This window comes from Planctobacterium marinum (assembly GCF_036322805.1).
In the GTDB taxonomy this organism is placed as follows: Bacteria; Pseudomonadota; Gammaproteobacteria; order Enterobacterales; family Alteromonadaceae; genus Planctobacterium; species Planctobacterium marinum_A.
In genome coordinates, this window is record NZ_AP027272.1 from 2,767,994 (window position 1) to 2,788,724 (window position 20,731).

The window sequence follows — 20,731 nt, forward strand, 5'->3', positions numbered from 1 at the left end:
TTGTCTGTCGGGGAGGCTCGCCTCCCTTTGTGTTTCACTCTTTTAACTCAATACAGGCATCACAATTATGAACTTCGATTACCGCAAACCATTGCCCGGCAGCAAACTGGATTACTTCGACACCCGAGAAGCCGTTGAAGCAATCGCCCCAGGCAGTTATGACAAACTCCCCTACACATCTAAAGTACTAGCTGAAAACCTGGTACGTCGCTGCACTCCTGAAAATCTGACAGCGTCCTTAAGACAAATTATAGAGCGCAAACGCGAACTGGACTTCCCCTGGTTTCCCGCTCGCGTAGTGTGCCATGACATTCTCGGTCAAACGGCGCTGGTAGACCTCGCTGGGCTAAGGGACGCTATCGCAGAACAAGGCGGCGACCCGGCCAAAGTCAATCCGGTAGTACCCACACAGTTGATTGTGGACCACTCATTAGCAGTGGAACACGCTGGTTTTGAAGAGGACGCGTTCGAGAAAAATCGCGCCATAGAAGAACGCCGTAACGAGGACCGTTTCCATTTTATCAACTGGACTAAAACAGCGTTTAAAAACGTAGACGTTATTCCTCCTGGCAACGGTATCATGCACCAGATCAATCTGGAGCGCATGTCTCCGGTGATTCAGGCACGTGATGGTGTCGCCTTTCCAGACACCTTAGTAGGTACAGATAGCCACACTCCGCACGTAGATGCGTTGGGGGTTATTGCTATTGGCGTGGGAGGCCTGGAAGCAGAGAATGTGATGCTGGGCCGCGCGTCTTATATGCGTTTACCTGATATTGTGGGTGTTGAGCTGACTGGCAAACCACAACCTGGTATCACCGCCACTGATATTGTCTTAGCGCTAACGGAGTTTTTACGTAAAGAGCGTGTAGTTTCTGCCTATCTGGAATTCTTTGGTGAAGGTGCCAGCCACTTAACCTTGGGCGATCGTGCCACCATTTCCAACATGACACCCGAATACGGTGCCACCGCTGCGATGTTTTACATCGACCAGCAAACCATCGACTATCTCAAGCTGACTGGCCGTGATGAGGAGCAAGTGCAGCTTGTAGAGAATTACGCTAAAACCACCGGTCTCTGGGCTGATGAGATGGTAAATGCCCAATACGAGCGTGTGCTGAAGTTTGATTTATCGTCAGTGGGTCGCAATATGGCAGGCCCATCTAACCCGCATCGCCGCGTTGCAACAGCGGATTTGGCCAGCCAAGGCATAGCCGGCAAAGTTGAACAAGACGACGACAACATGCCTGATGGCGCGGTTATTATCGCGGCTATTACCAGCTGTACCAACACCAGTAACCCACGCAACGTAATTGCTGCAGGTCTTTTAGCGCGCAATGCCAATGCTAAAGGCTTAGTGAGAAAACCCTGGGTTAAGTCTTCACTGGCGCCTGGTTCTAAAGCGGTTAAACTCTACCTGGAAGAAGCCAACCTGCTACCTGAACTGGAGCAATTGGGTTTCGGTGTTGTGGCGTTTGCTTGTACCACCTGCAATGGTATGAGTGGTGCATTGGATCCAAAAATTCAGCAGGAAATCATCGACCGTGATTTATACGCCACCGCAGTGCTTTCCGGTAACCGCAACTTTGATGGTCGAATCCACCCCTACGCCAAGCAGGCCTTCCTGGCATCGCCGCCTTTAGTAGTGGCCTACGCTATTGCAGGTACCATCCGCTTTGACATTGAAAAAGACGTGCTGGGCCATGACACAGACGGCAATCCGGTTACTTTAAAGGATATCTGGCCAAGCGACGAAGAAATCGATGCTATTGTGGCTTCTAGTGTGAAGCCTGAGCATTTCCGTCAGGTGTATGAGCCGATGTTTGAGCTAAACGTAGATTACGGCGAAAAGACTGATCCGTTGTACAACTGGCGTCCACAAAGCACCTATATTCGTCGTCCTCCCTACTGGGAAGGTGCACTCGCCGGTGAACGTACGTTGACAGGAATGCGTCCGTTAGCAGTTTTGGGTGACAACATCACTACAGACCACTTATCACCGTCCAATGCCATCATGGCAGACAGTGCCGCTGGTGAGTACCTGGCAAAAATGGGTTTACCGGAGGAAGATTTTAACTCCTACGCAACTCATCGTGGCGATCACCTAACAGCACAGCGCGCAACCTTTGCTAACCCAAAACTGTTCAACGAAATGGTGCAGGAAAACGGGGAAGTCAAACAGGGGTCATTAGCGCGAATTGAGCCAGAAGGCAAAGTCACCCGCATGTGGGAAGCTATTGAAACCTATATGGAGCGCAAACAACCGCTGATTATTGTGGCCGGTGCCGACTATGGTCAAGGTTCATCTCGTGACTGGGCCGCCAAAGGTGTGCGTCTGGCAGGCGTTGAGGTTATCGTTGCTGAAGGCTTCGAGCGTATCCACCGTACCAACTTGATTGGCATGGGTGTACTGCCGCTGGAATTCCAGCCGGGTACGACGCGCAAAACCTTAGGCATAGATGGCACGGAAACCTTTGATGTGAAAGGTGATAAAGCGCCGGGAGCAACCCTGACGCTGGTGCTCAATCGCGCCAATGGCGTTATTGTGGAAGTGCCGGTTACCTGCCGTCTGGACACCGCTGAAGAGGTCTCTATCTACGATGCGGGCGGCGTACTGCAGCGCTTCGCTAAAGACTTTCTGGCCTCCGAAGGCGCAGCCTAAAAAACTGAAGTTAAACTCTAAAGCGACACAGTGTGTCGCTTTTTGTTTTTGAGAGAAATTTATGTTTAAACCTCAAATTAAAATTCCGGCCACTTATATGCGGGGCGGAACAAGTAAAGGCGTATTCTTTAACCTGACAGATTTACCTGCATACGCACAAACCGCGGGTGAAGCCAGAGACAACTTATTGCTGCGGGTTATTGGTAGCCCGGATCCGTATGACAAGCACACAGACGGCATGGGCGGTGCCACTTCCAGCACCAGTAAAACCGTCATTTTAAGTGAAAGCGAGAAAGCTGAGCACGATGTGGATTATCTATTTGGACAAGTAGCTATTGATAAACCTTTTATCGACTGGTCAGGTAATTGCGGCAACCTAACCGCAGCAGTCGGTGCCTTTGCCATCAATAACGGTTTGGTAGATAGCAGTCGCATCCCTGAAAACGGCATCGCTGTTGTTCGTATTTGGCAGGTAAATATACAAAAAACCATCATCGCTCACATTCCCATCACTCAGGGTGAAGTGCAGGAAACCGGTGACTTTGAATTGGACGGCGTCACCTTCCCCGCCGCTGAAGTAAAGGTGGAGTTCCTGGATCCAGCCGATGCCGATGGTGATATGTTTCCCACTGGGAACCTGGTGGATGAGTTGCAAGTACCGGAAACACTGGTAGCAAACGGCAAACTCAAGGCAACGCTCATCAATGCTGGTATCCCCACTATGTTCGTTAATGCGGCAGATATCGATTATCTGGGCACAGAGCTGCAAGATGATATCAATAGCGATAGCGCTGCCCTCGCCCGCTTTGAGGCACTGCGTGCCTTGGGCGCAGTAAAAATGGGACTTATCAAAGATGTCTCTGAAGCAGCAGCCAGACAGCACACACCTAAAATCGCATTTGTGGCGCCCCCTGCCGATTACACATCCAGTAGCGGTAAGGCCATCAAGGCAACAGATATTGATGTGAATGTTCGGGCACTTTCAATGGGCAAACTACACCACGCCATGATGGGCACGGCGGCCGTAGCCATTGCCACCGCAGCAGCCATTCCCGGCACCTTGGTAAATCAATCCGCAGGTGGTATTGAACGTGAAGAAGTGACTTTTGGTCATCCTTCGGGCACCTTAAAAGTAGGCGCGAAAGCTACCCAAGAAGATGGCAAATGGCTGGCCAAAAAAGCCATTATGAGCCGTAGTGCACGAATATTGATGGAAGGTCACGTGCGTGTGCCTGAGTGATTACATTTAGTAATGTAAATCTACATTACAGGGGGCTATGCCCCCCTGTTTACCCCAGACTTGTGGAATATCGGCGAGCCCTTTATCACTTCACCAAATACTCTTCACAGCAAACATAAATCCTATGAATAGCCTGTATTCGTGAATTAAACGCCTGTTTTAAAGTGTTCATGTTAGTCTGGCAATAACAGAGTATTAAAGAGTATGACCCTATGGCAATTTCCCATTTTTATCCCCCACGCAGAACCTTAATGGGCCCCGGCCCTTCTGATGTAAATCCACAAGTTTTAGCGGCACTCGCCAAACCCACTATTGGCCACCTTGACCCGCTATTTATCAATCTGATGGAAGAAACTAAAGCACTGCTGCAATATGCCTTTCAGACTCAAAATGAATTCACCATTGCGGTATCCGCACCCGGCTCCGCTGGTATGGAAACCTGTTTTGTCAATTTAGTAGAGCCTGGCGACAAAGTCATTGTGTGTATCAATGGCGTATTTGGTAGTCGCATGAAAGAAAACGTTATCCGCTGCGGCGGAGAAGCCATTGTGGTGGAGCAAGAATGGGGCCGTGCTGTTGACCCTGACGCCGTTGAAACAGCCCTCAAAGCCAACCCAGATGCTAAATTTCTGGCCTTTGTTCACGCGGAAACCTCCACTGGTGCACGCTCTGATGCGAAAGCCTTATGTGCCCTCGCCCAACAATATAATTGCCTTAGCATCGTAGATGCCGTTACTTCTTTAGGCGGTATCGAACTACGAGTGGATGATTGGGGCATCGATGCCATCTATTCAGGTAGTCAGAAGTGTTTATCCTGTGTACCTGGCATTTCGCCGGTGAGTTTAAGCGCTAAGGCAGTGGCTAAAATAAAAGCGCGAAAAACCCCAGTGCAAAGCTGGTTTTTGGATCAAACGTTGGTTATGGGCTATTGGTCGGGTGAAGGCAAGCGCAGTTACCATCACACTGCCCCGGTAAATTCCATTTACGCATTGCACGAGTCGTTGTTGTTACTACAACAAGAAACTCTGGAAGCTTCCTGGCAACGCCATCAGACTCAGCACGAAGCCCTTAAAGCGGGTTTGTTGGACCTGGGATTAGAATTTGTAGTGCCGAAAGATGAAAGACTGCCGCAATTGAATACCGTGCGCATTCCGCAAGGCGTGGATGATGCCACAGTGCGTCAATACCTGCTTAACGAATACAATCTTGAAATTGGCGCAGGCCTGGGGGCCTTCGCAGGAAATGCCTGGCGCATTGGTTTAATGGGTTATGCTGCAAAAAGTGAAAACGTATTGCTTTGCCTGGCTGCACTGAAAAAAGCGCTTAGCTAACAACTAAGTCCATTTCCCAACATGGGGTGACATGTGCAGCAATGTCACTCCTTTTTCTATGCTGATTGCCAAAATCAGCTCCTGCTCGTATAGGTTAACGCTTGGAGTCAGCAATCTGCCGAACTTAACGACAAAAAACCTCCCACTCATTACGGGTAATTATACTCCCTTTCTATACTGTAATGCCGTGTTATTGGCTTGAGCAACACCCCGTTGTAACAATGCGATAAACCCAACATTCAAATGGAACGCAAAATCATGAATATTAAACGTTCGGTTACGATAAAGCATAGAGCCCAGCTGACTCTGGTCTTGGTGACAGCCCTAATGGGTAATCTAAAGGCCCATGCCCAAATTACAGAAACATCACAGCATGGCATATTAAACGTAGATGTTGGCCGTTCCCCCACCATTGATGATGTGCCGCAACCCGTTGAATTATATGGGTGCAATAATACAGTAGTAGCGACACAAGTTTATTGGGACACCCAAAACCAGGTAGTTGGTGAAATTCCTTATGGCTTGCGCATATCTGACTCGGGTAAAGAATATAAGGTGAGCAAATACTATGTTGTTTCGCCCCCTGCATGGCGCAACAAAAATCAAACAGAAAATGCCGCAGCGAAGAAAGAAGCCCAACCTTTTATCGGATTAGTCACACCAGACAATTTTACTTTCAAGGGCAATAAACCCGCGCAGATCCTGAACCTGGACTACCGTATTTTAATGCCAACCTACCTTGAAAATGTACCTGTTGATTTTAACTATGCAGAAGACGAAATCTTATCTTGTGCTGAGCAAGGTGTGGTCTCTATTCCCATCAATACAGACTGCTCCGACTTTCCATGGCGAGCAGGTGCTGAAGGCGCCTCGGGCATTGGTGTTTTGAACACTTCAGGTAGTACCGCATTCCTGCCCACGCTGAAAAAAAACAAAGAGCCACTGCAATGCACCACCACTCTGTTACACGACATTATGCTGGAACACAAAGTGTTTTTTGCCACCGAAGCAGGGTTAACAGATACTATTAATCTGACGCAATATCACGCTGAGCAAAAAACCATGAATCTTGTTTGTTTGCCAAGAGCCAAGAATGATGTACCTGCTGGTTGTTTGTGATAGCTTTTGAATACAAAAGTAAAATAAAGCGAATCTTTCATGCCTGAAAAGCTCTTTGTTTATGGCACCTTGTGCCCCGGCCGTCCTAATGAACACTTACTTAAGGAAATAGGCGGTGAATTCGTGAAAGCCAGTGTCCATGGCACGTTACATGAAGAAGGCTGGGGAGCCACCATGGGCTATCCTGCTATCAAGCTCGATGAGAGTGCGGGTAAAGTTCCAGGCTATGTGTTTAGCTCCGAAAATCTCGAAGAGCACTGGCCTGAGTTGGATGAATTTGAAGGTAATGCCTACAGTCGGGTGCTTGTAAACGCGGAGTTAGAAAACGGAGAAATTATCCAGGCTTGGGTGTATTCGCTGCACCCAAGCCTTGGCTAACTTTAAGCGATTTAAAAGTTACAACGGCTTATTCACTAAAAACATCACTAGCGATTTGTATTCTTCAAATGACTTGATACTGCGTATTTCAGGTACGTATTTGCCATGAATAACCAATGTGGGTACGGTTCCAATACCTTGTTTTCTCAACTCAGCCGTTTTACTGCGCATTTGCTTCGCTTTAGGTGCCACTGAGAAGCTTTTCATAGCCTTGTCAAACTTGGCAGCATCTGCACCGTGCTGTACGAATATCGCTTTTATGTCTGCAATCGAAGTAAAGTCGCTCTCTTCTACATGAATTTTACGAAATACCGAAGCAACGACTTCGCCTTTAACTTTCAGCATTTCCGCCACAATCAGAGCCTTGGTGAGCGCCTGTTCTATGGCCATATCTCTTCCCGGCATACCATCCACGTGATTTTTCGCAAACTTCATACCGTCAGGCAAAGCAGCTGCAACTTCAGCCATAAAGGGCTCTTGAGTAAAACAATGAGGGCAATAAAAAGAGAAGAACTCTGTCACTCCTTTCTTATTAGATAATGGGTTTTCCAGCACCGTGTAGTGTGTATCTTCTTCAAATTCCGCTGCAAATACAGAAAATGAAAACAAAGCAAAAAATATGACAAGTAGTTTAGATTTCATTAAACGCTCTTTTTGTTGTTATTGAGACTCAGGCTGACAGATATCCCTATCGTCTCTTTGAATAAAACTTCAGAGCAGTGTAACAACTTGTGTTTCGACTGCTATCAAAACTCGCACCGGGATCTGTTTCAAAGTGTTGCTATGAAATTGACTTCGGGAGTCAGCCGGATTAAGTTCTTGTTTTTACTCGAATGTAGTTTGCGTCATAGCTTTAAAATTCCAACCCAAGCTCAACATCACTTTCAGGGAAAACAATGGATTTAAATAACGTCATTACATTCATAGCAGTGGCAACACTGCTAGTGATTTCTCCTGGTCCCAATGGTTTTCTCATCGCAAAAACAGTACCTCTCTCTGGTCAAAAAGCGGGATTTGCTAATGTTGGCGGCTTTGTCGCTGCGTTTTACGTACATGGCACGCTTTCTATTTTCGGAATTTCCTTACTTTTAGTGCAATCAGCCATGGCATTTACGCTGTTTAAACTGATTGGCGCTGCGTACTTAATCTGGATAGGCATCAAGGCTTTAATAAATGCTTTTAGTAAGCCATCAACAGCATTGATTGAATCTCCGCAACAGGCTCAACACCGGGGGGCAATTCAAAGTGCTTTTTGGGAGGGCTTCGTTACCAATGTATTGAACCCGAAAGTTTCTATGTTCTACCTTGCAGCATTTCCTCAATTTATTTCACTACAAGGCTCCGCTATAAGCGCATATACCTTAGTAACAGCTCATGCAGTGGTAAATTTTATCTGGTTTTCATTTATGGTGCTGGCCTTGTCACGGGTAAAAAGTGCAGCCAACAATGAAAGATTCAAAAAGTGGCTTAACTCTATTACAGGACTGGTTTTCATAGGCTTTGGGGCGAAATTAGCTGTGTTAAAAAGCAGCTGACTCGAAACCTGATTATAAAATGATGAAAGCACCGACATAAACCACGTCTGCCCCTGCGACAGTCTGTTTTAACAGGTAGATTGAAACACTTAAAAAGCCACATCACATGAGAAATCCCCTTGCTTGAGTTAAGAAAATCGTTAATAACAGAAATCCCAAAGTTCGTTGAAATGGAGAGCTCTGAGGAGACTTCGGACTACATCATTCCTCATACTCTGGATAAGCATTTAGCAGAACTAAAGATTCCTGAAATGCTTTATCTGTCTATTTATCAGAACAATGAACTACAAGGTTTTTTTATTCTGAAAATTGGTGAGGACGCGGAGATAGAATTTCGCAGAATAGTTATAGGATCCAAAGGCAATGGTATTGGTCAAGCAGCGATAAAGCTCATGGAAGCCTATTGCAGAACTAATTTAGGTGCCAGACGGGTATGGCTGGATGTTTTTGCTTTTAATCAGAGAGGACAATACATATATAAAAAGTTGGGGTATCAACAGTTTGGTAAAGCTGAGCACGAAGGAAAGCAGTTACTTCTTTTTGAAAAGTGGCTCTGAAAATGTATAGCTATGATGAAAAAACTGGCAATAAAAAACACTATTAGCGCCAAAAATACCTCTTATTGCGAGAATTCAAAACTATGAAATTTTTAAATTTGCCCATTTTCCTCTTGTTCCTTTCAGGCTGTACCACAGGTCATTTGAAATACATGACACCTGAAGGTGAAATGATGATTGCCTGTAAGACTGAATACAGCGGGTCACCCAATGTAGACAAATATGCTGTAGAATATATCTTGAGTCACTGTGCTAAACAGGCGGTGCAAAATGGCAACACAGTGGTTGATAAAAAATTGCTAAACTTGGCTCTAACTGTTCCAGAACCACCCGAAGGTCAAAAATGGAGCTTCGAGCTGGCAACGGCATTACATAAAAAAGGCAGCCTTAGCGACAAGCAGTATGGCTATTTAATAGCCTATATAGATTTGGGCCACAATAAAGATTAATTGCTAACCCTTTAACGTCGTCTTATTCCATCATGCAGCTCAGGCAAACTAGTTCATAAATTGATACCAAATAACCCGGTTAACACTCAAAAGGAATACATTATCTCAATGGATCTGAAATACCGCTTTGCGAAGCGCGAAGACTTACCCTGCCTTGTGGCTCTATTAGCAAATGATTCTCTGGGCAGATTAAGAGAAGACGACTCAGCCCCCCTAAACCTTGCTTATTTATCTGCATTTGAAGCGATAGAAAACGATCCGAATAATGAATTGCTGGTTGCAGAACTAGGCAGTCAAATTGTTGGGATGCTACAACTTACCCTTATTCCGTACTTAACTCACATTGGTAGTTGGCGCTGTATGATTGAGGGTGTCAGAATACATGAAGACTTTCGAGGACAAGGTTTCGGTGAGCACATATTCGAATATGCAATCAGTCGTGCGAAGCAAAAAGGTTGTAAAGTTTTACAGCTTACCAGTGACAAGCAGCGGCCGGATGCTATTCGGTTCTACGAAAAGTTGGGCTTTAAAGCCAGCCATGAGGGTTTCAAACTGACCTTACCATCTTACGATGATTAACAAGGTGACAAGTTTTTTGTTTCAGACACCTTTAAAACTCCAGTACCAGTTGGAATTAGACAATGCGCAAATCAGATAAGAAACGAGACAATATACTTCGTAAGGTTTTAACCCTTGTTTGCGAAAGCGCACTTAAAGACATTCAGGGCTTTTGCTGGTTAACCCACATTGTGAATTACGATAACTTTCCTAAAAGCCTCAGAATAGTATGTGTATTCGATAGCAACGCGGATCTAGATAACTATCTGCTTTCGGACAACAACGAATACCTACAGTCAATAATTGCCTCAGAACTAAGTCAAATAGATATAAAGCTCGACAATATTACCAATCAGATTTTATTTGATACCGAAGAGAATTGTGCCGAGCAACATCAAGGTAATTGGTCACGAAGGCTTGCATAAAGCCAAGTGAGTTACATTAAATAACATATAAAAACGTATAACCTGGGTAATTATTGTTAAATAACCATCATTCAAAATGAATTACAATGGCACAAGTACTGATGTTGATTGGGGTTTCTATATTTGGTGTTTTAGGGACCGTACACCTGCTACTGACCTTCTTCAGCAACAAGTTCGATCCCTTCGAAATACAAACCAAAGATGCCATGATGGGCACCTCACCGCGGCTTACTAAAGACACCAGTATATGGCATGCATGGATTGGCTTTAATGCCAGTCACAGCTTAGGAGCTTTGTTTTTTGCAGCCATTTACCTTGTGCTGCTCACTCAGCACTTTTCGATAGTAAGCAGCTCAATTTGGTTGTCTATCATGCCCATTTTAGTCGCTACCAGCTATCTTTACCTTGCTTACAAATACTGGTTTAAAGTCCCCATGGCGGGTATTTTGCTGGCGTTAATTTGCTTTGTTGCATCCGCTGTACTCATCAACTTTTGACATACCGTCATAAGGCCAGTTGCACATAAACTGAACTATCTGCAACGTATTGTGGACCTTAAATCAAACGACGAACTAGACAACAGGGTAATGTATAGCCTTTGCTATTTCAGAGGGGCGAATCATGAAAAGACATTTGATTAGTAAATTAACTCTAACTCTTGGAGCGATACTTTATCTTGCAGTCATTCCTTACCTTGAATGGAATGACAGTCATGTTTTTAATCCCGATTGGCCTGCGCATGCCCGGTTTCATGAAGTTTGGCAACTTTCCACTAATATCGCCTTGGGTATATTGGTTTTGTGGCTATGCTGGCGCCGCAGTCAGTTTGTCTTGTCAGGCGTAATCAACTGTTTAGTGATGGGAGGCGTACTGGTTTCACATGCTTTGTCAGACCACATTGGTAGTACTGTTAAATCAGGTAATATTGCAAAGCTGATATTAGGACAGGATTTAGCCGTGATTGTGGCGTTAATTGTCGTTCTTAGTTCAATAACGGTTGTCCTCAATCACCGAAAAACAGCAGAAAAGCAATAATACCTGACAATTTTCACATGTATTCTATGAACCAGTTTAGATCTCGTTATAACAATGAATTACATGGGTGATTACTCAGTATTAAAAGTGTGATTTCGATATTACCAGTGATAGCTTATTTACAAGCTGGTTGTTCAACTTTGAGTTATGGCAAAAGAATCCATTACAAATAAAGTGAGCAAAATGTCACCTCATACGTAATAGCAATATTCACGTAATTTACAAGGATGGAGATTTTTATGGCGCATACTTTCCGATACCAGAAAAAAGGCTACTACCTGGAGTTTAGCGGAGCTATCACCATGAAAGAACTGGAATGGGCTAACTCAAAAATTTATGAACATGAAGAATTCGATAATCATAAATTTCAAGTATTCTCTTTATTAAACGCAGATTTGGCCCAGGTAACCGAAGAGGGCCCGGAAAGACTTGCAGCAGCCGACTTTGGCGGTTCTTTATCCCGAGGCAACGTCAAAGTTGCTTTGGTGGCAAAAGACCAAACAACAGTCGAACTTTGTAAAGAATATCAAAAAACGACGGAAATACTGCAGTCCAGTTGGCAAGTACGTATATTCTCTGAACAACAGCAAGCTATCGCATGGGCAGAAGATTAGAGCTTTTCTACCTTATTTAGCAATTCGTTATTTATGGCTTCAATACTTCTGATATTATCCTGCTCTACACATGGGATACGGCACCAGTCATTTTTCGCGTGTAAAAGTTGGTATACCTGATATACCTTTTCCAGGTAACCGTGAGCCGCTTCATGAATATCTTCTTTCTCATCAGTATAACTGCGCTGCTTTTTCTTTAGTACCAGCTCTTTTGATACTTCCAACGGCACATCCAAAAAGAAAGTAATGTCGGGTTTGGGTAAGCCATTCACTTTGTATTCCAGCTCAGCCAACCAATCAATAAAATCTGCCCGCTCTGATTCAGCAAATTTAGCGGCCTGATGGCCCATATTAGATTCCACGTAACGGTCGCACACTACGTAATAACCAGCTTCTAGATCTGCAACTAGATTAGGCTTTTGCTCCAGACGATCACTGGCAAACAATACCGAGGCCAGCTTAGGATGGACTTCATCAATCGAGCCAAACTCGCCCCGCAAAAATGCACCTACCTCACGTCCGAAAAAGGTTTGCTCGTAGGCTGGAAAACTGTACATTTTGACCTTTTTGCCAGCCGCTTGCAGCTTTTCAATTAACAATTGACTTTGTGTGCCTTTGCCACTGCCGTCTATGCCTTCAATAGTGATCAGTTTTCCTGTCATGTTTCACTCGATTATCAATTTATTAATGTGGGCTTTGTTGTTGAGTACAACCTCGGCCTCCTCACAACGAGGTGCACAATAATGCCATTAAGTAACAGCACTGTCAGCGCAAAAAAACTGCAATCAAACAAAGAGTTTTACATGCCAGTTTAGTAACAACAAAAAAAGGGCAGCTACCTGAGTAACTGCCCTATCAAATACCCTTGCGCTAACGAGGGGTTTACTTCGGAGACACGAAATATGCACGTCTCAATTCGTTTGTTTTTTGTACACCGAAACTTTTAATCTCACCACGACCCACAGAAGAGCAATGGTGAAACCTTGTCCGGGACAGAAGCGGGATTTACAGCTCTTCTGCTTCCTCTTTAACATCGTCTTCTTTTACTGATTTTTTCAGTAGTAATTCCGCTCTTAACTTGCCTTCAAGTTCATTGGCAATATCTGAGTTGTCTTTCAAAAACTGCACAACATTAGCTTTACCCTGACCGATGCGATTACCGTTGTAGCTATACCAGGAGCCCGCTTTTTCCACCATTTTTTGTTGTACACCGAGATCTATCAGTTCCGCTTCTTTGCTGATCCCTTCCCCATACATAATCTGGAACTCGGCTTGTTTAAAGGGTGGTGCCACTTTGTTCTTCACCACTTTTACGCGGGTTTCATTACCCACCACTTCGTCACCCACTTTTACCGAACCAATGCGACGAATATCTAAACGTACAGAAGCATAAAACTTAAGTGCGTTACCACCGGTTGTGGTTTCCGGGTTACCGAACATAACACCAATTTTCATACGAATTTGGTTGATGAAGATACACAGGGTATTGGATTTTTTAATATTGGCTGTCAGCTTACGCAACGCTTGAGACATCAAACGAGCCTGCAAACCTACGTGAGAGTCTCCCATCTCACCTTCGATCTCAGCTTTAGGTGTTAACGCCGCTACAGAGTCAACAATCACCACGTCAACTGCACCAGAACGCACTAACATGTCACAGATTTCTAACGCCTGTTCACCCGTATCTGGCTGAGATACTAATAATTCTTCCACATTCACGCCCAACTTTGCGGCATAAACAGGGTCTAAAGCGTGTTCAGCATCGACGAAGGCACAAGTTTTACCTTTCTTCTGAGCTTCGGCGATAACCTGCAATGTTAACGTGGTTTTACCGGATGACTCAGGGCCGTAAATTTCAACAACCCGTCCACAAGGCAAACCACCAATGCCCAACGCGATATCGATAGTCAGTGAGCCTGTTGAAACTGATTCAATGTCCATCGCCTGGTTGTCACCCAAGCGCATGATAGTACCTTTACCGAATTGCTTTTCAATTTGGCCAAGTGCGGCTGACAGCGCGCGTGATTTATTATCGTCCATTTTTGAACCCCTTAATTCTTGTTTGTCCTCAATTGTTTGAGTGACATTTGTTTTTGTCTGCCCTTACTCATTGTTTTTAGCACAATGTTGCTGAGCGTCTGTTCGTTAGCTTTGGGTAAATACGGTTACGAACGCGTGGCTCGATTGGGTACTCCTGAAACATTAGTTCGGCTGTGTCTTGAAACCCGCCGGACCAACAACTGTATCCTTAACCAGTACTTGAATGCAGTATACTGTATAACCATACAGTTACAATAATTTTTTAAAAGAAATTTATAAGTGATTGGAAATCATAAGATTTTTCAATAGTCCGCGCTATTACAAGGCAGTATAAGTAGCTGATGGCTATCTCCACCAGAAAAACTAAAGGGCGGATTATATTGTGCTGCGCAACAAAAGTCAGCGTCTCATGGCTTAATATATCAAACCTTAATAATGCATGCCCCTTGAACTATGAATCATTCATTGAGTAGTTCTATCAAAACCGTTAGCGCTGTTACAACTGTTTGCTCACGAATTTGCGCTCGGTCTCCGGGAAGAACTTTTTGAAAGTTCATTTTCCTGTCCCCAACAACTATTCCAAACCATACAAGACCTACCGGCTTTTCTGCACTGCCACCACCTGGTCCTGCTACACCGCTGACCGCCACCGACACTTCGGCGCCCGCCATTTCCGCAGCCCCTTTTGCCATCTCCTGCACGACCTGCTCAGACACCGCTCCATGCGCAATTAGTGTCTCGGATTTTACTGCCACCAGATCACTTTTGGCCTGATTACTATAAATGATAAATCCCCGTTGGAACCAATTTGAACTTCCCGGCGCACTCGTAATCGCGTATCCTATGCCTCCTCCAGTGCAGGACTCTGCGCAGGTAATCTGCCATCCCCTGCCGACGAGTAGTTCACCGAGTTGAGCTGAAAGTGTCAAAATCTGATCTGAAATCATCAAAACGTCTCAAAATTAAAAAAGACCAATATAAGAAAAAAGAGTTATGTCGTCACCAGATTATAGTGAATCCGCCCTCGCAAACCATACCCCAATGATGCAGCAATACTTGCGTATCAAGGCCGAACACAAAGAAATTTTATTGTTTTATCGGATGGGCGACTTTTACGAGCTGTTTTGGGATGACGCCAAACGCGCCGCGCAACTGCTCGATATTTCCTTAACCGCCCGCGGTAAATCAGGAGGCAACGCCATTCCAATGGCTGGTGTGCCTTATCATGCAGTAGAAGGTTACCTGGCTAAGCTAGTTAAATTGGGTGAGTCTGTTGCTATTTGCGAACAGGTGGGCGATCCAGCCACCAGTAAAGGGCCGGTTGAGCGTAAAGTGACACGTATCATCACACCAGGTACCGTCACAGATGAGGCCTTGCTAGATAATAATGCAGACAATCTGTTAGCGGCAGTCTCTCATCACAAACAAACAATCGGTTTTGCTACGTTAGACGTTAGCAGTGGTCGTTTCGTTATACGACAATTAGAGAGTACCGAAGCGCTGGAAGCAGAACTGGAAAAAGCCCGACCTGCGGAAATTCTCTATCCAGATGATTTCCCTTACACCTGGTTATTCAGTAAAGACGCAGGATTGCGCCGCAGACCGGAGTGGGAATTTGATCCTGATACTGCTATTAAATTGTTGAATGAACAGTTTGGCACCAAAGAACTAAGCGGTTTTGGCATCGACCAAAGCAACTCGCAAATGGCACTCGCTGCCGCAGGGGCCATTTTACAATATGTGAAAGATACACAGCGCGCAGTGCCCTGCCCCATATTCGCTCTGTGCGAAAACCAGAAGATGGTCATTTATTGCAGATGGATGCCACCTCCATCCGCAACCTTGAGCTGACTAAGAATTTGTCAGGCAGCGAACAAAACACGCTTTTCTCGGTACTCAATCACACCAAAACGCCGATGGGTAGCCGTTTGTTAAAACGCTGGTTACACGAGCCTCTGCGTTGTCGCAACGCGATACGCTATCGTCTGAACTTAGTGGATAGTATGCAGCGCAATGAGGTAGATGAGATTCAGGAAAACTTAAAACAGGTGGGAGATCTTGAGCGGATTTTATCACGTATTGCGCTGCGCAGTGCCCGCCCGCGTGATTTTTCCAGATTAATTCTGGCCCTCACTCAATTACCGGATATTCACGGTTATCTGGAAGAATTGAGTAGCCCTGAAGCGTTGCTTTTGAAAGACAATATTAGTTTATTCACCGAGCTACAAGAGCAGTTAGATGCCGCAATTGTCGATATGCCACCGATGCTTATCCGGGATGGTGGCGTTATTAAACCCGGTTACAACCCACAGCTAGATGAATATCGTGCGCTTATGACCGGGGCCACCGACGTTCTGGAAAAAATTGAAAAGAGAGAGCAGGAATCCACAGGTATTGCCAACTTAAAAGTGGCGTTTAATAAAGTCCATGGTTACTACATTGAAGTGAGTAAAGGCCAATCTCATTTGGTTCCACCTGAATATGTGCGCCGTCAAACATTAAAAAATTACGAACGTTACATTATTCCAGAGCTCAAGGAGTACGAGGACAAAGTCTTGTCCAGTCAAGCATTAGCATTGGCACTGGAAAAGCAATTATACGACCAACTGTTTGACAAGGTGATACCCAATCTGGCGGCTTTGCAAGATACCGCTGAATCCTTAGCACAACTGGATGTACTACTTAACTTTGCCCAAATGGCAGAGTTGCATAACTACACACTACCAGAGATGACTGAAGAGAATGAAATTCACTTCCATCACGGACGTCATCCGGTAGTCGAAACCATGGTCACAAGCCCCTTTATTGCCAACCCAATTGCCATTACCGATAGCCGTAAGATGTTGATAGTAACAGGGCCAAATATGGGTGGTAAATCTACTTACATGAGACAAACAGCACTCATTGTGGTGATGGCTCATATGGGCTGTTTTGTGCCTGCGGAGCAAGCACGCATTGGCAATGTGGACCGGATTTTTACTCGTATCGGAGCTTCGGATGATTTAGCCTCCGGTCGCTCTACTTTTATGGTGGAAATGACCGAAACGGCCAACATTCTTAACAATGCTACAGCCAATAGCCTTGTTTTGATGGATGAAATCGGCAGAGGTACCAGTACTTATGATGGCTTATCGCTCGCGTGGGCCACAGCCGAGTGGCTGGCCTCAAAACTCAACAGTTATTGTTTATTCGCCACCCATTATTTTGAACTGACCCAATTGGCTGAAAATAGCGACGGCATTGTAAATGTGCATTTAGATGCAGTGGAATACGACGGCGGCATTCGATTTATGCACGCAGTGCAGGAAGGAGCAGCTAACAAGAGTTATGGTTTACAGGTGGCGGAGCTGGCTGGTGTGCCCAATCAAGTGATTCGCAGAGCCAAGCAAAAACTACAAACGTTAGAGAGCCTGGATAGCAATACTACGGCAGCGCCAATGCCCATTCAAACCGATATGTTGACAGTGAGCAATCCGGCACTCAATCTCCTCGCAGAAACAAACCCCGATGATCTATCGCCAAGAGAAGCACTGGAATTGCTGTACAAGTTGAAGACCCTCAACGACGCATAATTGCGTCGTTGCGGCTTTCACAGAAGATTCGCTGTTTTAATGAGCAAGTAAGTTCTTGTAGTTCACACCTAATTTGTCGAACAAGTTCATGAGGTTTTTGGCTAAGACAGGTTTAGCTAAAAAGCTTACCGCTCCCGTTGCCATCGCTTCTTTTACGTTTTTAGCTGTACTATCACCAGAGCACATTACCACTTTTGTTTTGGGATATTTGTCATGGATCAAGCGCAATAAGGACAAGCCGTCGACACCGGGAAGGTTGATGTCTAAGAAGATCAATCCGTAGTTTTTCAGGCGCATTCTGTTGATCACGTCCTGGCCGTTACTGGAAGTTTCGACACTAGCAAACCCCAATTTCATCAAAATAATACGTATAAAGCTCCTGATCTGTTCGTCATCGTCCACCACCAAAATATCGGTACTAAAATCTATATCGTCCTTTGCCACGTAAGCTCGCCCTGGTTTGTTAGAATTGGAATTGACAAGTTGAGTTCTGCCAATCGCAGTTGATTAGCTCTCGCAACTAAATATGTAGCACAAAACATGCGAAAGGTAAGGTCCATAAAAGACTTTTAGCCACTTTACTCAGATAACAGGTTATTTGTTTAACCGAACATCGAACGCCAGAAAAAGAATAGAAACAATAAACACACGCGAAGTCTGCAAGATATAGCAACCTGGTCGAGCTAAGAAAAAGCCTCGACGGATATATACGATATCGCACCCAAGCCTGGACCGAGCAAGACATTATTGCCAGCCAATCACAATCAAATGAAGGAATGTTTTATTGCGTCAATGGGAACGCTGTTCAGAAACCAGGTCATCGTACTCAACCCCCATTTTATCAAACAAGGGAATAATGTTTTTAGCCAGTACGGGTTTAGCTAAAAAGCCGGCGGCCCCTGCAGTCATGGCCTTTTTAACATTTTGTGCGGTACTGTCAGCAGAGCACATAACCACTCTGGTTTTCGGATGTTTTTGGAGAATCAGTTTGAGCAGAGACATACCATCCACCCCCGGCATATTAATATCCAGAAAAATCAAAGCGTAGGGTTTGACGCTCATCCTGCGCTCTACGTCTAAACCACCATTACAAGTATCTACGTTAATAAAGCCCAATGTCCGCAATATAATTTTGAGGAAGGTACGAACCTTTTCATCGTCGTCAATCAACAAAATATTGCTACTAAAAACTATGGTATCCCTTTCCATTCCTACTCTCCCTTACAATTAATACGAATCATGCTGAACAGCATTAGACGCTGTGTAACAGCAGCGTTATCGCCCAGCATAAAGAAGGAAAAATGAAGTTATAAGGTAAAAATAGCACCCCACAGTTAAAATGGACAGATATATTCCCCAGATTCACTTTATTTGCAAAAGATTCTACATAACTCGTTGTTTGCAAAGTGGCATTTCAGTATACTGTAGCGCCATCTGACAGTCTCTTTGAGCCACCTCTTGGCGCTCAATCGTATCCTTTAGGTTTTACATGACGAATTATATTTTTGTAACTGGTGGTGTTGTATCATCACTTGGTAAGGGTATTGCCGCAGCATCGCTAGCAGCAATCTTAGAGGCACGGGGCCTTAAAGTAACCATGCTGAAGTTGGATCCGTACATCAACGTCGATCCAGGCACAATGAGCCCTATCCAGCATGGTGAAGTTTTTGTTACTGATGATGGTGCTGAGACTGACCTTGACCTGGGTCACTATGAGCGCTTCATTCGCACTCGCATGACTAAGCGCAACAACTTTACTACCGGGAAAGTTTACGAAGAAGTTCTCAAACGCGAGCGTCGTGGCGATTTTTTGGGCGCCACTATCCAGGTAATTCCTCATATCACCAATGAAATAAAACGCCGGATCGTAGATGGAGCCGAAGGCGCCGACATCGCCATTGTTGAAATTGGCGGCACGGTAGGTGATATCGAATCTCAACCCTTTATCGAAGCCATTCGTCAGTTGGGAACGGAAATTGGTCGTGAGCGTGCCATGTACATGCACCTGACGCTTATCCCCTACATGAAGGCATCAGGTGAAATCAAAACCAAACCCACGCAACACTCGGTAAAAGAGTTGCGCTCTATCGGTATTCAACCGGATTTGTTGGTATGTCGTTCAGAAGTGCCTTTGCCGAGCAACGAACGTTCCAAAATCGCTTTGTTCACCAACGTGAATGAAAAAGCGGTTATCTCACTGCGGGATGCCGACAGCATCTACAAAATCCCGGCCATGCTAAAAGCACAAAACATGGACGATATTGTCGTCAATCGTTTTGGTATTGATTGTCCGGAAGCGGACTTAAGCGAATGGGAACAAGTACTTTACGCAGAATCGAATCCGGTGGGCGAAATCACTGTGGGTATGGTGGGTAAATATGTCGAATTACCAGACGCCTACAAATCAGTCAACGAAGCATTAAAGCATGCGGGACTAAAAAATCGACTCAATGTAACCATCAAGTACATTGATTCACAAGACGTTGAAACCAAAGGTGAAGCGGTGCTGGCAGGTCTTGATGCCATTCTGGTGCCCGGCGGTTTCGGTGAGCGCGGTATCGAAGGAAAAATTCGTACAGCACAGTATGCCCGTGAAAACAAGGTACCGTATTTGGGTATTTGTTTGGGTATGCAAGTAGCACTAATCGAATACGCCCGCAACGTGGCGGGTATGGAAAACGCCAATAGTACTGAATTTGATCCGGAAAGCCCCTTCCCGGTTGTCGGTTTGATCAACGAATGGCTGGATGAAACCGGTAATACTGAGGTACGATCTGAAGATTCTGATCTCGGTGGTACTATGCGTCTTGGCAGTCAGCTTTGCCACCTTGAGCCCGGCAGTAAAGTTCATGATTTATATGGCTCAGATACAATCTTCGAGCGTCACAGACATCGCTACGAAGTGAATAATAATTTGTTACCACAAATAAAAGCAGCAGGTCTGAAAGTGACTGGATTGTCGACTGACAAACGCCTGGTGGAAATCATCGAAAACGATGATCATCCTTGGTTTGTGGCAGGACAATTTCACCCTGAATTCAACTCTACACCCAGGGATGGACACCCGCTATTCGAAGGATTTGTCGCGGCAGCGGGGAAATACAACAAAGATAATAATTAGTCTGCAGTAAAACTGCGCGAAAACGCGGGCATATTCATAGCGAATGTGACGCGTTTTTGCTAGCTTTAGCAGGTTAATTCCGAACCTTTTCAGGA

20 protein-coding genes and 1 pseudogene are annotated in these 20,731 nt (G+C 45.0%); 15 read left to right on the plus strand and 6 right to left on the minus strand.

What is annotated here, in order from left to right:
* Window positions 1-67: 67 nt before the first annotated feature.
* From acnD to AABA75_RS12410, 5 genes are all read left to right on the plus strand, one after another.
* Window positions 68-2,662: a Fe/S-dependent 2-methylisocitrate dehydratase AcnD gene (gene acnD, locus AABA75_RS12390; protein ID WP_338292918.1), complete on the plus strand. Its 2,595-nt coding sequence runs from the start codon at window positions 68-70 to the stop codon at window positions 2,660-2,662.
* A 61-nt stretch (window positions 2,663-2,723) separates the two neighbouring features.
* Window positions 2,724-3,902 (plus strand): 2-methylaconitate cis-trans isomerase PrpF, encoded by a 1,179-nt coding sequence (prpF, locus tag AABA75_RS12395; protein WP_338292919.1) that lies wholly within the window; start codon window positions 2,724-2,726, stop codon window positions 3,900-3,902.
* Window positions 3,903-4,114: 212 nt separating this feature from the next.
* On the plus strand, window positions 4,115-5,233 hold the full coding sequence (locus AABA75_RS12400; protein ID WP_338292920.1) for a pyridoxal-phosphate-dependent aminotransferase family protein: 1,119 nt from the start codon (window positions 4,115-4,117) through the stop codon (window positions 5,231-5,233).
* Window positions 5,234-5,491: 258 nt separating this feature from the next.
* Window positions 5,492-6,352 carry a hypothetical protein gene (locus AABA75_RS12405; protein ID WP_338292921.1) on the plus strand — a complete coding sequence of 287 codons (861 nt, stop codon included), beginning with the start codon at window positions 5,492-5,494 and terminating at the stop codon, window positions 6,350-6,352.
* A gap of 39 nt (window positions 6,353-6,391) precedes the next feature.
* Complete coding sequence (locus AABA75_RS12410) at window positions 6,392-6,730, plus strand: gamma-glutamylcyclotransferase family protein (protein ID WP_338292922.1); 339 nt, start codon at window positions 6,392-6,394, stop codon at window positions 6,728-6,730.
* An 18-nt stretch (window positions 6,731-6,748) separates the two neighbouring features.
* Here the strand turns inward: AABA75_RS12410 and AABA75_RS12415 are convergent, their stop codons facing one another.
* A complete protein-coding gene (locus AABA75_RS12415; protein ID WP_338292923.1) occupies window positions 6,749-7,372 on the minus strand; it encodes a thiol:disulfide interchange protein DsbA/DsbL in 624 nt (207 codons plus the stop codon).
* Window positions 7,373-7,626: 254 nt separating this feature from the next.
* On the opposite strand from AABA75_RS12415, the gene AABA75_RS12420 reads away from it, so the two are divergent.
* The 8 genes from AABA75_RS12420 (at window position 7,627) to AABA75_RS12455 (ending at window position 11,903) form a co-directional block, all read left to right on the plus strand.
* The gene (locus AABA75_RS12420; RefSeq protein WP_338292924.1) at window positions 7,627-8,265 is read left to right on the plus strand and encodes a LysE family translocator; all 639 of its coding nucleotides are present in this window, start codon (window positions 7,627-7,629) and stop codon (window positions 8,263-8,265) included.
* 119 nt (window positions 8,266-8,384) lie between these two features.
* Window positions 8,385-8,822, plus strand: a complete 438-nt coding sequence (locus tag AABA75_RS12425; RefSeq protein WP_338292925.1) for a GNAT family N-acetyltransferase — start codon at window positions 8,385-8,387, stop codon at window positions 8,820-8,822.
* 83 nt (window positions 8,823-8,905) lie between these two features.
* Entirely contained in the window at window positions 8,906-9,271 is a 366-nt protein-coding gene (locus tag AABA75_RS12430) for a hypothetical protein (RefSeq protein WP_338292926.1), read from the plus strand.
* Window positions 9,272-9,379: 108 nt separating this feature from the next.
* The gene (locus tag AABA75_RS12435; protein WP_338292927.1) at window positions 9,380-9,850 is read left to right on the plus strand and encodes a GNAT family N-acetyltransferase; all 471 of its coding nucleotides are present in this window, start codon (window positions 9,380-9,382) and stop codon (window positions 9,848-9,850) included.
* Window positions 9,851-9,912: 62 nt separating this feature from the next.
* Window positions 9,913-10,254 carry a Fis family transcriptional regulator gene (locus tag AABA75_RS12440; protein WP_338292928.1) on the plus strand — a complete coding sequence of 114 codons (342 nt, stop codon included), beginning with the start codon at window positions 9,913-9,915 and terminating at the stop codon, window positions 10,252-10,254.
* Window positions 10,255-10,340: 86 nt separating this feature from the next.
* Complete coding sequence (locus tag AABA75_RS12445) at window positions 10,341-10,751, plus strand: LIC_13387 family protein (RefSeq protein ID WP_338292929.1); 411 nt, start codon at window positions 10,341-10,343, stop codon at window positions 10,749-10,751.
* A gap of 124 nt (window positions 10,752-10,875) precedes the next feature.
* Entirely contained in the window at window positions 10,876-11,289 is a 414-nt protein-coding gene (locus AABA75_RS12450) for a DUF6640 family protein (RefSeq protein ID WP_338292930.1), read from the plus strand.
* Between the two features lie 239 nt (window positions 11,290-11,528).
* Window positions 11,529-11,903 (plus strand): hypothetical protein, encoded by a 375-nt coding sequence (locus tag AABA75_RS12455; protein ID WP_338292931.1) that lies wholly within the window; start codon window positions 11,529-11,531, stop codon window positions 11,901-11,903.
* On the opposite strand, the gene tmk is transcribed toward AABA75_RS12455, so the two are convergent.
* From tmk to AABA75_RS12470, 3 genes are all read right to left on the minus strand, one after another.
* Window positions 11,900-12,565, minus strand: coding sequence for a dTMP kinase (gene tmk, locus AABA75_RS12460; protein WP_338292932.1), 666 nt, complete (start codon window positions 12,563-12,565; stop codon window positions 11,900-11,902). The two genes, AABA75_RS12455 and tmk, sit on opposite strands and share 4 nt — an antisense overlap.
* A 343-nt stretch (window positions 12,566-12,908) precedes the next feature.
* Window positions 12,909-13,943 carry a recombinase RecA gene (gene recA, locus AABA75_RS12465; protein WP_338292933.1) on the minus strand — a complete coding sequence of 345 codons (1,035 nt, stop codon included), beginning with the start codon at window positions 13,941-13,943 and terminating at the stop codon, window positions 12,909-12,911.
* A gap of 458 nt (window positions 13,944-14,401) precedes the next feature.
* Complete coding sequence (locus AABA75_RS12470; protein ID WP_338292934.1) at window positions 14,402-14,890, minus strand: CinA family protein; 489 nt, start codon at window positions 14,888-14,890, stop codon at window positions 14,402-14,404.
* Between the two features lie 46 nt (window positions 14,891-14,936).
* Here AABA75_RS12470 and mutS point away from each other — a divergent pair.
* A pseudogene (mutS, locus tag AABA75_RS12475) lies at window positions 14,937-17,515 on the plus strand (DNA mismatch repair protein MutS).
* A gap of 36 nt (window positions 17,516-17,551) precedes the next feature.
* Here the strand turns inward: mutS and AABA75_RS12480 are convergent.
* Together AABA75_RS12480 and AABA75_RS12485 are read right to left on the minus strand one after the other, a co-directional pair.
* Window positions 17,552-17,959: a response regulator gene (locus AABA75_RS12480; protein ID WP_338292935.1), complete on the minus strand. Its 408-nt coding sequence runs from the start codon at window positions 17,957-17,959 to the stop codon at window positions 17,552-17,554.
* A gap of 345 nt (window positions 17,960-18,304) precedes the next feature.
* Complete coding sequence (locus tag AABA75_RS12485) at window positions 18,305-18,724, minus strand: response regulator (protein WP_338292936.1); 420 nt, start codon at window positions 18,722-18,724, stop codon at window positions 18,305-18,307.
* Window positions 18,725-19,004: 280 nt separating this feature from the next.
* Between AABA75_RS12485 and AABA75_RS12490 the strand changes: the two genes are divergently transcribed.
* Complete coding sequence (locus AABA75_RS12490) at window positions 19,005-20,636, plus strand: CTP synthase (protein WP_338292937.1); 1,632 nt, start codon at window positions 19,005-19,007, stop codon at window positions 20,634-20,636.
* Window positions 20,637-20,731 lie beyond the last annotated feature (95 nt).